Below are 12,080 nucleotides of genomic sequence, written 5' to 3'. Positions count from 1 at the left end.
TCGCCCGTGAGTCGGATTTCGTGTTCCCCCGATCGGGGGAACACGGCGGTCTAGGTGCGCACCAGCAGCACCGCGCCGGCGGCGAGCAGCGCGAGCACGATCGCCGCGAGGCCGTAAACCAGGCGGTGTGAGCGCAATACCGGCACGAAGCGATCTACGGCATAGCGACCGGGACCGGTCAGCGCGATCGACGCGGCGGCCGCGGTGAGGATCAGCTCGTATTCGATCCCCTTCGGCGCGAAGAACGCACCGGTGCCCTTGACCACGATCGCATTGAGCAGCGTACCGACCACGGCGGCGGCCGCCAGCGGGGTGAGCAGGCCGATCGCGAGCGCGAGCCCGCCGAACGTCTCGGTCACCCCGGCGACCAGCGCCATCGTCTCACCGGCCGGATATCCCTTGCTGGAGAAGAACTTTCCGGTACCCTCCAGTCCCCCGCCGCCGAACGAACCGAACAGCTTCTGCGCGCCGTGCGCGGCCATCGTGAGCCCGACCGCGATGCGCAGCAGGAGCAGTCCGGCGTCGTAGGCGTGCGCCGGGGCGGCATGGCCGGTGGACTCGACCGGCGCCGGGACGGCCTCGGTCGGCGAAGTCGTTGCGGTGTAACTCATCTCAGGTGTTCCTTTCGGTGGGGTGAGCTCGACCGGGGTCAGCCGAATTGGAGGGAGCGTTTGGCCAGGCCGAGCCAGAAGCCGTCGATCACGCTGCGCTGGGTGGCCAGATCGGCCTCGGCCGCGCCGAGCGAAACGAACAGCGGCGCGAAGTGTTCGGTGCGCGGGTGCGCCAAGTGCGCTGCGGGAGCCTTGTGTTCGAAATCGAGCAGGGCGTCGACATCGCCCGCGTCGAGCGCGCGCTGCCCCCACTCGTCGAACTCGGCCATCACCGGGTGCACCGATCCGTCGTCGTTGAGCGCGCGCAGGTTGTGCGTGAAGAAGCCGCTGCCGACGATCAGCACGTTCTGGTCGCGCAGCGGGGCCAGCTTGCGGCCGATCTCCAGCAGGCCCGCCGGGTCCAGGGTCGGCATCGACATCTGCAAGACGGGCACGTCGGCGTCGGGGTACATCTCCACCATCGGCACGTAGGCGCCGTGATCGAGGCCGCGATCCGGCACGTCGTGCACCGGCATGCCGGGTCCGCGTAGCAGTTTGCGCACGTCCTCGGCCAGGTCCGGCGCGCCGGGCGCGGGGTAGGTCACGTCGTAGTAATGCTGCGGGAAACCCCAGAAGTCGTAGACCAGCGGGATGGTGGCCGTCGCGCCGAGCGCCAACGGCGCGTCCTCCCAGTGCGCCGAAATCATCAGCACCGCTTCGGGTTTCGGCAGCTCGGCGGACCATGCGGCGAGCTGGCCCGGCCAGATCGGATCATCGGCCAGCGGCGGAGCGCCGTGCGACAGGTAGACAACCGGCATGCGCATCGGTCTCACCACACCCTTTCTCAGTAGTTCAAATTTGAACTTCTACCTCGATCGTAGATTATTGTTCGAATTTGAACAACCCCGGTAAGGTGGTCCGATGACCGAACCGCGCTGGCTTGACGACGAGGAGATGCGCGCCTGGCACGCGTTCCTCGCCGCGACGGCCCTGCTGAATCGACGAATCGAGCAGCAGCTCAAGGACGACGCCCACCTGTCCCACGCCCAGTACGAGGTGCTCGTCCGACTGGAACGAGCACCCGGCCGCAAGCTGCGGATGACCGAACTCTCCGATGCCCTGATCACCTCGAAGAGCGGCCTGACCTACCAGATCGATCAGCTGACCAAGGCCGGCTTCGTCCGCCGCAGCCCCGCCCCCGACGACCCCCGCGGCATCATCGCCACCCTCACCCCCGCCGGCCTCCGCAAACTGGAATCCGCCGCCCCCGGCCACGTCGCCCTGGTCCGCGCCCTCCTCATCGACGTCCTCACCCCCGCCCAGGTCACCGCCCTCGCCGACGGCCTCGGCGAGGTCGCCACCCGACTCCGTTCGGAATAGCTCCGGCGTTCGGACCTATCGGGCCGGCTGCGGGGCCGGGGCGCGGTCGAGCCAGGTGGCGAAGGCGGCGAAGGTGAAGGGGCGGCCGAGGAAGGCGGTGACCAGGTCGGCGGCGTTGCGGGATCCGCCGGGCGCGAGGATCAGGTCGCGATAGCGTTGGGCCACTGCGGGATCCAGCAGGTCGGTGGGGTCGAAGGCGGAGAACAGGTCTTTGGCGATGACCAGGCTCCAGAGGTAGGTGTAGTACGCGGAGGTGTAGCCGGCCAGGTGCCCGAACGAGGCCTGGAAGTGGGTGCCGGGCAGCGCGGGGAGCACGCCGTAGCGTTCCATCGCGTCCGAGACGGCCCCGGTGTGGTCGGCGGGCCGGTCGCGGTGCAGCAGATAGGAGACCGCGGTGTAGCCGACCTGGGTCTGGATCGCGAATCCCTTGCCGAAGTCCTTCGCCGCCCGCATCCGTGCCACCAGATCGGCCGGGATGGCCGCGCCGGTCTCGTCGACCGCGAACGTGCCGAGAATCGAAGCGTCCCACGCCCATTCCTCGAGCATCTGCGACGGCGCCTCGACGAAGTCCCACTCGGTCGCCACTCCGGAGAACCGCGCCCAGTCCTGCCGCCCACCGAGCACATGATGGATCAGGTGCCCGAATTCGTGGAACAGCGTGACCACGTCCTGGTGTTCCATCAGCCCCCGGGGGAAGTTGCACACGAGCACGCCCTCGGGCAGCAGCCGGCCGGTGACCCCGCCGACGAGATCGAACTGCGCGGCGTGCTTGTATTTGCCGTCGCGCGGATGCAGGTCGAGATAGATCCGGCCGCGCCGGTCACCCTCGGCGTAGACGTCGTAGGCGGTGACGTCCGGGTGCCAGCGCGGGACGTCGACCGGGCGGTACTCCAGGCCGAACAGCCGCCCGGTGACCTCCAGCAGACCGGCTCGCACCCGGGTGAAATCGAAGTACCTGCGCACCTCCCTGGCGTCGACATCGAACTGTTCGCGCCGGATCAGCTCGGTGTAATAGCTGATCTCGGAGCGGTCGGCAGTGCCGGCGGGATCGTCCGCGCGCCGGCGCGCGAGCACCGCGTCGAGGTCGCGCCGGCCCGCGGCGGCCGCGGCGACCGAGATCCGTTCGATGAATTCGGTGATGGCCGCGCCGGTGCCGACCATCTTGACCGCCGCGTCGTAGTCGGGCCAGCTGTCGTAACCGACGAGCCGCGCCTTCTCGTGCCGGAGATCGAACATCTCGTGCAGCACAGCGTCGTTCGCGGGCCAGCCGCGGCTCTCGAACTCGATCGTGAGGTCGCGGCGGGCCTCGGCGTCGCGCGCGTAGGCGCGGAACGGGCGATAGTCCGGATAGTCCGTGGTAACCGCGACCAATCCGTCCTCGGCGGGCGGATGCGCCGCGACGAAGTCGTCGGGCAGCCCCGCCAGCCGGTCCGGGGCGAGGCGAATCGCGCGCACGTCGTCCCGGATCGCCCGGCCGAAATCCTGCTCGAGCACGGTGAGCCGCTCGGCGATCTCGCGCAGCCGGGCGCGGGTCCGGTCATCGCGGTCCACACCGCCGCGCCGGAAGTCGCGCAGCACGTGCTCGCGCATGCGCGCGGCCTGCTCGTCCAGGCCCGCCGGGTCGGTGGCCGCGACCACGTCGTAGAGCGCGCGGTCGAGATCGCGCGCGGTCCGCACCCGATCCACCTGCTGGACCAATTCCTCACCGCGCCGGCGCACCGCCGCATCGGGGTGCACCTCGACGAACAACAGGGCGGCCGAGTCGGCGCCGCGCAGCGCGATGTCCGCGTCGTTCCACCGGCCGAGCACGTCGGCGGTGTCGCGGCGGCTGCCGTCCCGCAGCCGCGCCAACGTCTGTGCGACGGTCTCCAGCCTGTCGTTCACATAACCGGCGAGCCAGTCGGACCAGTCGTCGGCGGGCAGGGCAAGCGGCTGCGGACTCATTCCTCGACAGTAACTCCGGACCGGACGTCGGCCGAACGATCGCGACGACGCGGGTCAGCCACAAGGTTGCTGGATGTCGAATAAGTAACTGATCTTGGCATGTCGCCAACCTGTCCACGCAGGTCCATCCTAGAATTCCAGCGGTAGGTCCAGGATTCGCTCGAGCGGTGCTGGCCGATCCGGGCCAGGGTCTGTCGCCGCGGTTGACACCAGGGAGACGGCTGATGACCTTGCGTGCAGACTCCGGCGAGACGCGTCGACTACCCCGGTGGCGGCGGTCGGTGGCGCTGCTGGCCGCGGCGTTGGCGCTGTCCGCAGTGCCGATCGCGCGGGCCGAGCCGCGCGACGTACCGCTCGGACTGCCGTCGCTCGGTCTCGGGACCGCGCTGGCCTTCCCCGGCGCCGAGCATCAGGTCTCGGTGAATGTTCCGGTGCTGCCCGGTCTGGCGCCGACCGCGCTGATCGGCACGATTCAACTGCCGCCGCATGTGGCGCGGGGGTCGCTGGAGGTGCATTCGGGCGAGCGGCTGATCGACCGGGTCGAGTTGCCGCTGGTGCCGCGCGGGCCGATCCGGTTGTCGCTGGCCGGCGCCGAGATCGTCGACAACGCGATCGCGGTGACGGTCACGTCGTCGCTGATCTCCGAGGCGGGCGCGTGCGTCGTCGACTGGCTGGGGCGGCCGTTGACCCTGACCGAGGCCGCGGTCGTCTACAACGGCGAGGAGCAGCAGCCGGCCACCATCGCGGACTTCCTCCCGCCGGTGCTGCAAAAGCTGACCGTCTACCTGCCCGCCGGCCCGAGCAAGGTCGAGAGTGCGGCGGCGATGTCGCTGACCACCGCGGTGATCGCCCGCTACGGCAATCAGCCGGTGGCGGTCGAGGTCCGGGCGGTGCAGCCAGGGGCGACGGTCCCGGACCATCCGCCGGGGTTCCTCGAGCGCCAGGTGGTGATCGGCGAATCGGCCGACGCGGCACTGCGATTGGCGGCCGGACCGACGCCGGTGCTCACGATCAACGGAACCGACAAGACCCTGCCGGACCAGATGCGTTTGCTGATCAGCGATGTGGCCAAGGTAGCGATCTCCTCGGCCGCGACGGCGGTGGCGCTGCCACCCGCGCCCCAGATCGCCCCGGACAGCACGACACTCGGTGAGCTCGGTCAAACTCAGCTCAGCACGACCGCGATCGGCCCGGTCCGCGTCGATGTCGGCATCGATCAGTCCCGGCTCGGGCGCCCGTCGAAGGACGTACGAGTTCGGTTGCGTGGCAGTTACACCCCGCTGCCGGACACCCTCAACGGGCAGCTCACGGTAAGCGCGGGCACGACCTATATCGACAGCTGGCCGGTGGACGGCTCGGGCCGGTTCGATCGGTGGATCTCCATCCCGAACTCGGCCCTCGGCCGATTCACCACGCTCTCGGTGACGCTTCAGCAGGCCGGGCTCACCCACGGCTGCGGGCTGGAAGCACCGCAGACGCTGACGATCGAAACGAGCAGCGAGGTGACCAGCGCCGTCGCGACCCCGCCGATCCCCGGCGGCTTCGGCGCGTTGCCGCAGGCCTTGCTCCCCGAGGTGCAGATCGGTTTGCGCACACCGGGTTTCGCGGACACCGTGCGCGCGGTGACGGTGCTGACCGGACTGCAGCGGCTGACCAGCATTCCGCTGCGACCCGAACTGGTCACCTTCGACCAGGCCGTCGCGAGCACGTCGCCCGCGGTGCTGATCGCGGCGAACGGCGATGTGCCGGAATCGATCCGGCTGCCGCTGCGGCAGACCGACGCGGGACTGGCGTTGACCGGCGAGGACGGCAAGACGATCAGCAGGATCACCACCGATCCGGCGATTCCGTTCGCCTCGCTGCAGAGCACCTGGTCCGGCGGCCGGACGGTGGTCGTCGGTTCCGCCAGCGACACACCGGAACACCTGGACCGAGTGCTAGGCTGGCTCAACGCCGACCTGAACCGCTGGTCGCGCCTGCACGGCGCCGTGCTGTTCCAGGCCGGTGACCGGACGCCGGAGTTCCTCGATCCGGCCGCAGCGGCCCCGACGACCCCGGACAGCTCCGAGATGACCTCGCTGGCCAAGATTCTCACCGCGGCCGGGGCAGCGGTGGTGCTGATCGGAGTGCTGATCGGCCTGATCTTGCTGCTGCGGCGCGGCAGGCGGTAGATGTCCACCGGCACGGCGGCGCGCGGACACGTCCGCGGGACCGTCACCAGAATCGCGGCGCGGATCGTGCTGATCCTGCTGGCCACCGCCGCCGCGTTCTGGACCACCTGGGTGCGGCTGGTGCACGACACCTGGACCGGTTCGAGCATCGGATTCGTGTTCGTCCTACCGGTATTGGCGGTCTTCTCCGCGATCGGGCTCACCCTGCGCCGCGGGGCGGAACTACCCATCCACGATCGGCAGACCGACCTGATCGTCGGCCTGATCGGGCTCGGATTGTCCGCTTGCACACTGGGTTTGCTCACTCCGCGCTACCGCTACCTGTACGAGATGCTGCATCTGGACCTGCTGGCGGCGTGGCTGTTCGTCCTCTCCGCGTGCGTGCTGCTGTTCGGCCTGCGCCCGGTCACCCGGTACTGGCCGTGCTGGCTGCTGCTGCTCGCCGCGTTCCCGCCGCCGTATCGCGCGATGCGGGTCATCATCGGCGGCGGCAGCGTGCCGGCGGGCGCGACTATGCTCCTGTTCGCCGCGTTCGCCGCCGCGATCGCGGTGGGCCGCACCCGAACCCGCGCCTGGGTCGGCGCCGGTCTGGCGTTCGCCGTCGGCTGCGTGGTCCTCGTGGCGTTGCGCATCTGGTGGCCGACCGCGCGAGTGCTCGTCTATCAGGCGATTCCCTCGGTGGTCGCGGTGCTGGTCGTCGCCGCGGTGATGTACGTGGACTGGCGGCGCCGGCGCGGGACATCGCTCAAACCGCTGGACCGCGAACTCGATCCGCTGACCGCGCCGCAGGCGTGGGCGGCGGCGGCCACGGTGACCGTGGCCGCGCTCTTGATCATGATCATCCCGATCCCCCCGGACTACGACCGCAACTTCCCGGTCATGCCCGGACTCGTGGTCGCCCAGCCGCACACCGTGCCGCCCGGCTGGGGCCAGCTCAGCGAGCGGCGATATCCCTGGGCGCAGAAGTACTTCGGACAGGGCACCACGATGACCCGGCAGGTGATCCGCGCCGATCAGTACAACCCGCTGTGGGACAACGAATCCCGGCGTCGCCGCATAGTCGTCGACACCGTCCGCGCCGATGATCGGTACGCGATCGACCGATACCCGGAGTTCGTCCTCTACAACCTGCCGCAGCCGCGGATCAGCCCGCCGATCCGGATCGACCTCGGCCACGGCATCACCGCCAGGCTCAATACCGTGCTCGACGATCGACGCCTGCTCAGCTGGACCTGGCTGACCTGGAATTGGCGCGGCACCGGCGGCGCCGAGCGAATCAGCCTGATCGCGGCGGACAATCACGAGCCCGACGCCACGTTCCCGGCGCCGCAGCCGTCGATGCTCGGCATCTTCGAGAACTTCCTGCATCAGTTCCTGCGCGGCAACGCCGTCGTCCTGGACTCCGAATCCGAGGAGGTCGACTCCGACGCCGAGCACAAGGACCAGGACATGCTGCTCTCGGTCGCGCGGTCGATCGTGGCGGAAACGGGGAAACGATGACGGCCGGGCAAGCGCCGCAGCCGGGTTCGGACAGCGCGCGGGCACTGCACTCCGCGGTGCACGGGCTGCGGGAATCCGATCCGCTCGCCTCGGCCTCGGTGGCATTCCTACCGTGGCAACGTAATACCGCGCTGGCGCTCGTCCTGGTGGTCGCGGTGTGCGCCGGGTTCTTCCCGATGGGCACCTGCGTCGTGCTCGTCGCCCTCTGCACCCTCGGTTATCTCGCCGCCATGGGCGACCGGGTCCTGATCTTCCAGCGGGGCATGGCCAGGGACGCGATCATGACCGTCAGCGACGCGCGGGCGCTCGCACTCACCGACGCGGAACTGCCGCCCTACACGATTCTCGTTCCCGCGTACGGCGAACCGGAGGTGGTCGGCGACCTGATCGGCGCGATGACCGCGCTCGACTATCCCAAGGACCGGTTGCAGGTGCTGCTGTTGCTGGAGGAGGACGACTCCCCCACCATCGAGGCGGCCCGGCGGGCCGGCATCGGCACCCTGGCCAGCGTCGACCACGTCACCATCGTGCTCGTGCCGGAGGCCCAGCCGCGCACCAAGCCCAAGGCCTGCAACTACGGCCTGCACCAGGCGACCGGCGACATCGTCACCATCTACGACGCCGAGGACATCCCCGACCCGCTCCAATTGCGGCGCGTGGTGGCGGCTTTCGCCGAGCTGCCGCCGGAGGTCGTCTGCATCCAAGCCAAACTGGCCTTCCACAACGGCAGGCAGAATCTGCTCACCGCCTGGTTCACCGCGGACTACGGGCTGTGGTTCGGCTTCCTCCTACCGGGGCTCATGCGCAGCAAGGCGCCGATTCCGCTGGGCGGCACGTCGAATCACTTCAAACGCGACGTGGTGACCGACATCGGCGCCTGGGACCCCTACAACGTCACCGAGGACGCCGACCTCGGCGTGCGCATCGCGGCATCGGGCTACCGCACCGCGGTGATCGACTCGACCACCCTCGAAGAGGCCAACCCCGACCCGATCAACTGGGTTCGCCAGCGATCGCGCTGGTACAAGGGCTACCTGCAGACCTGGCTGGTGCACACCCGGCGTCCGGTCCGGTTGTGGCGCAGCATCGGAACGGTCAGCTTCATCCGGTTCACCCTGATCCTCGCGGGCACGCCGATCATCGCCTGCCTGAACCTGGTGTTCTGGTTCATCACCCTGTCCTGGATCCTCGGTCAGCCCGCGGTAATCGGCCAGCTCTTCCCCGCCGCCGTGTACTTTCCCTCGCTGATCGCGATGATCCTCGGCAACGGGGCGACGATCTACATGAACCTGCTCGCCTGCCGGGAGAACAACCGGTCCGATCTGCTGGTCGCGTGCCTGACCGTGCCGCTCTACTGGCTGCTGATGAGCATCGCCGCCGCCAAGGGCTGCTATCAGCTGATCCGCAATCCCTCCTACTGGGAGAAGACCTTTCACGGGCTCGGGACCAAGGAGGCCGACGAGTGAGAGCGCGCTGGATCTTCGTGGCGTCGACGCTGCTGTACCTCGCCGCGGGCACCTGGTTGAGCGCGGGCAACGGGTTCCTGATGGGCGACGCGCTCAGCCGGGTATCCGCCACGCAGGCAACGCTGTTCAGCCGCGATCCGCACCTGTCGGCGATCGGCTTCGTGTTCACGCCGCTGACCTCGCTGGCCCAGTTGCCGATGGTCGCTCTCGCGCAGTGGTTTCCGGGCATCACCACCTGGGGACTATCGGGCGTGCTGATGTCGGCGCTGTTCATGGCCGGCGCCGTGGTCATGGTGTTCGGCATCGGCACCGATCGCGGCGCGCCGCTGTGGCTCAGCGGTGGTGTCGCGCTGCTGTTCGCGCTCAATCCGATGGTGGTGTTCTACGGCGCGAACGGGATGAGCGAGGCGCCGTTCCTGTTCTGTCTGTGCTGGGCACTGCGGCGGCTGATCCGGTGGATGCGCACCGATGACGCGAACGACCTGACCGCGTGCGGCATCGCGCTCGGCCTCGCCTACCTGACCAGGTACGACGCGCTGGCCCCCGCCGCCGCCACCGGCGCGCTCGTCTTCGTGGTCGCGTACCGGCGCTGTCGTGGCGAGGACAACCGATGGCACAGCGCCGTCATGGATTTCATCCTGGTCGTGTTGCCCGTCGCGGCGGCGTTCGTGGTGTGGGCGGCGACCAGCTGGTTGATCACCGGGCTGGCGTTCCAGCAGTTCAGTTCGCAGTACGGGAACTCGTCGATCTTGCAGCAGTCCAGTTCGTCGGCGACCGAAACCACTGCCGCGCTGGAGTATTCGACGGCCGCGACGCTCATTCTCGGCCCCGCGCTGCCGTTGCTCGTGCCGATCGTCGCCGCACTCGCGGTGCGCAGGCGCGATGTACAGGTGGTGGTGCCGATCCTGCTGTACGGATCGGTGCTCGCCTTTCAAGCGTTCAGCTATGCGAGCGGTTCGACGTTCGCGTTCCTGCGCTTCTATGTGGCGGCGATTCCCTTGACCGCCGTTCTGACGCTACAGGTTTCGCCCGTGCGCGGGTTTCCGCCGAGCCGTCGTCCTGGGCGGCACGCACGCATGTCGGCCATGGAACCGGCCCCGGTCACCGGCAGGCATCGGGCTCGAACAGGTTGGCGCGCACCGGCGGTCGGGATGGCGCTGACGCTCGCACTGCTGGCCGGCGCCGTTCCGCTGACCGCGTGGGGTATGTCGAGTCATGCCATCTCCGTGCAGGAGTACTCCCTCGGCGCGGTGCTGTTCCCCGACCCGGACAACGCCTCCGAACGCCGGGCGGACGAGCGCCGGATCGCCGCGACGTTCAGCACCGAACGGCGGCTGGCGAACTATCTGGACGCGATGAACCTGCCGCGCGGCGCGGTGCTGATGGATACCGTGTACGGCTTCGCCGTCGTCGTCGCCTCGCACCGGCCGGATCAGTTCGTCGTTCCGTCCGATCGCGATTTCGTGCGGGTGCTCAACCGGCCCGCCGAGCGCGGCGTGAAATACATTCTCGCGGTGCCCAATACCGGACGTGGCACCTCTGACGCGGTCAATCGCCGCTATCCGACCATGTACGAGAACGGCGGCGGTATCGCGACATTGGCCCTGGAGGCACCCAATGATGGTGCAGGACAGCCGGAATGGCGGATATACCGGGTACTCGGCGCGGACTGATCAACCCGCGGTCGTCCGCTCGGCCACCAGCGACCAGAGCGGATCATCCGGCCCGACATCGAAGGTGCACTGATCCGGTCGCGGGTCGGGCACGAACGCCCAGATCAGCGCGCCCGCCGAACCCGCGGCCCGGTGTGCGACGAACTTCGCGTCCAGGTGCGCTCGACGATCCTCCAGACTGCCGCAGGACCCGGCCTCCTCGCCGATCTCGGCCACCAGCAACGGTTTTCCCAGTTCGGCGGCCTGCCGCAGTCGAACGCCCAGGCCGTTGAACCGATCTCCCGGCAGCGAGTCGCGAATATAGTCGTGATATTCGACGACATCGATCCCGGGCGACGCGCTCACCGTGCGGAACTCATCCCCTTGCGTGCCGCACTGGCCGCCGCCCGCGAAGCCGGCGTAGATCAGCCGCTGCGGATCCAGTTCCCGCACAATGGCTCCGGCATCGTCCATGAACTTGCGCAGCACCGCCGCGGCATCCGGCGGGCACGTGCGGGCAGGCAGATCACAGTGATTGCCTGTGCAATTGCTCGGCTCCGGTTCTCCGACCAGCTCCCACCCGGCGAGGACCGGAATGCTTTTCCACCGGTCCACGGCGGTCTCGACCCAGTCCCGGAAACTCAGCACGGACCGGCCGTGCACCGGATTGCGGGTGTGCCAACCCTTGACATACCACTGCCGCTGTTTGAACTGCTCGTCCGCGCAGCCGCCGTCCTGCGGCGAGAGCACCGGAAGCACGATCTGCCCGTGCTTTTCGGCGGCCGCGAATACCGCGTCCGCGGCGCTGAAATCCAGCGCGCCGGTGCGTTTATTGATCGATAGGGCCTGGAAGAGATTGAATCGGGTCAGCGCGTTGGCGGGTAGCGCACCGAAATAGCTGTCCAGATCCGTCTGCGCGCCGCAGCCGAAGTTCACCGACCAGTTCGTCGCCAGCTGCGGTGCGTTGAATCCGGCGGGCCACCAGGGCGCGCCCCGTAGTCGCAATCCCTGCGGCGTAGCGGTGACCACCGCCTCGGCGGCCGGACGCGACTCCCGCGGCGGGCGCTCGTCGGGGTGCGGGTAGGGCCCGTCCGCACAACCGCCCACGACCAGGCCGGCGATCGCCAGCAGGGCGGCGAGACGAACCCGCTCGGCAGCCATCGCCCGCCTACTGCCCGCGCTCGACGGTGAAACCCGGGCAATCCTGCGCATTACACGTGGTCACAGGGGTCACGTTACGCGCGACACCGGCGCTTACCCCGGCACCACGCCACAGTCACCCGCGGTAGCGTTCGATGCGGCCCGTTCGTCTCGTCCCACCGTAGGGCGCGACCGGACCACTCGGCCAACTCACCGGCCGACCGCCCGTTCGATACC

General features: G+C 69.0%; 9 protein-coding genes. 5 read left to right on the top strand and 4 right to left on the bottom strand.

Annotated elements, in window-relative coordinates:
* Positions 1-50: 50 nt before the first annotated feature.
* Both ACFQ9K_RS18205 and ACFQ9K_RS18200 read right to left on the bottom strand, forming a co-directional pair.
* Entirely contained in the window at positions 51-611 is a 561-nt protein-coding gene (locus ACFQ9K_RS18205; protein ID WP_378722306.1) for a DoxX family protein, read from the bottom strand.
* A 38-nt stretch (positions 612-649) separates the two neighbouring features.
* Positions 650-1,408, bottom strand: a complete 759-nt coding sequence (locus ACFQ9K_RS18200; RefSeq protein WP_378722311.1) for a dioxygenase — start codon at positions 1,406-1,408, stop codon at positions 650-652.
* Positions 1,409-1,511: 103 nt separating this feature from the next.
* Here ACFQ9K_RS18200 and ACFQ9K_RS18195 point away from each other — a divergent pair, with 103 nt between their 5' ends.
* Entirely contained in the window at positions 1,512-1,970 is a 459-nt protein-coding gene (locus ACFQ9K_RS18195) for a MarR family winged helix-turn-helix transcriptional regulator (protein WP_378722307.1), read from the top strand.
* A gap of 15 nt (positions 1,971-1,985) precedes the next feature.
* Here the strand turns inward: ACFQ9K_RS18195 and ACFQ9K_RS18190 are convergent, their stop codons facing one another.
* A complete protein-coding gene (locus tag ACFQ9K_RS18190; protein ID WP_378722308.1) occupies positions 1,986-3,914 on the bottom strand; it encodes a M3 family metallopeptidase in 1,929 nt (642 codons plus the stop codon).
* A gap of 224 nt (positions 3,915-4,138) precedes the next feature.
* Between ACFQ9K_RS18190 and ACFQ9K_RS18185 the strand changes: the two genes are divergently transcribed.
* From ACFQ9K_RS18185 to ACFQ9K_RS18170, 4 genes are read left to right on the top strand one after another with little or no spacing between them, the layout of a single operon-like run.
* Complete coding sequence (locus tag ACFQ9K_RS18185; RefSeq protein WP_378722309.1) at positions 4,139-6,085, top strand: hypothetical protein; 1,947 nt, start codon at positions 4,139-4,141, stop codon at positions 6,083-6,085.
* Positions 6,086-7,585, top strand: a complete 1,500-nt coding sequence (locus ACFQ9K_RS18180) for a hypothetical protein (RefSeq protein WP_378983373.1) — start codon at positions 6,086-6,088, stop codon at positions 7,583-7,585.
* Positions 7,582-9,051: a glycosyltransferase gene (locus ACFQ9K_RS18175; protein ID WP_378724956.1), complete on the top strand. Its 1,470-nt coding sequence runs from the start codon at positions 7,582-7,584 to the stop codon at positions 9,049-9,051. Before ACFQ9K_RS18180 ends, ACFQ9K_RS18175 begins: the two co-directional genes overlap by 4 nt.
* Positions 9,048-10,724 (top strand): ArnT family glycosyltransferase, encoded by a 1,677-nt coding sequence (locus ACFQ9K_RS18170; protein ID WP_378724954.1) that lies wholly within the window; start codon positions 9,048-9,050, stop codon positions 10,722-10,724. Before ACFQ9K_RS18175 ends, ACFQ9K_RS18170 begins: the two co-directional genes overlap by 4 nt.
* Here ACFQ9K_RS18170 and ACFQ9K_RS18165 read toward each other — a convergent pair whose 3' ends face one another.
* Entirely contained in the window at positions 10,725-11,864 is a 1,140-nt protein-coding gene (locus tag ACFQ9K_RS18165; RefSeq protein ID WP_378724952.1) for a beta-mannosidase, read from the bottom strand.
* Positions 11,865-12,080 lie beyond the last annotated feature (216 nt).

The sequence above is a fragment of the Nocardia sp. NPDC056564 genome, from assembly GCF_042793755.1.
Classification (GTDB): Bacteria; Actinomycetota; Actinomycetes; order Mycobacteriales; family Mycobacteriaceae; genus Nocardia.
The sequence above is the reverse complement of the archived record's forward strand: the minus strand, read 5'-3'. Positions and strand labels throughout refer to the sequence as shown.

Bases quoted from the DNA above. Each gene is read 5' to 3' on its own strand.
- ACFQ9K_RS18195 (WP_378722307.1), top strand. From the start codon at position 1,512: ATGACCGAACCGCGCTGGCTTGACGACGAGGAGATGCGCGCCTGGCAC.
- ACFQ9K_RS18200 (WP_378722311.1), bottom strand. From the start codon at position 1,408: ATGCCGGTTGTCTACCTGTCGCACGGCGCTCCGCCGCTGGCCGATGAT.
- ACFQ9K_RS18205 (WP_378722306.1), bottom strand. From the start codon at position 611: ATGAGTTACACCGCAACGACTTCGCCGACCGAGGCCGTCCCGGCGCCG.
- ACFQ9K_RS18185 (WP_378722309.1), top strand. From the start codon at position 4,139: ATGACCTTGCGTGCAGACTCCGGCGAGACGCGTCGACTACCCCGGTGG.
- ACFQ9K_RS18165 (WP_378724952.1), bottom strand. From the start codon at position 11,864: ATGGCTGCCGAGCGGGTTCGTCTCGCCGCCCTGCTGGCGATCGCCGGC.
- ACFQ9K_RS18175 (WP_378724956.1), top strand. From the start codon at position 7,582: ATGACGGCCGGGCAAGCGCCGCAGCCGGGTTCGGACAGCGCGCGGGCA.
- ACFQ9K_RS18190 (WP_378722308.1), bottom strand. From the start codon at position 3,914: ATGAGTCCGCAGCCGCTTGCCCTGCCCGCCGACGACTGGTCCGACTGG.
- ACFQ9K_RS18180 (WP_378983373.1), top strand. From the start codon at position 6,086: ATGTCCACCGGCACGGCGGCGCGCGGACACGTCCGCGGGACCGTCACC.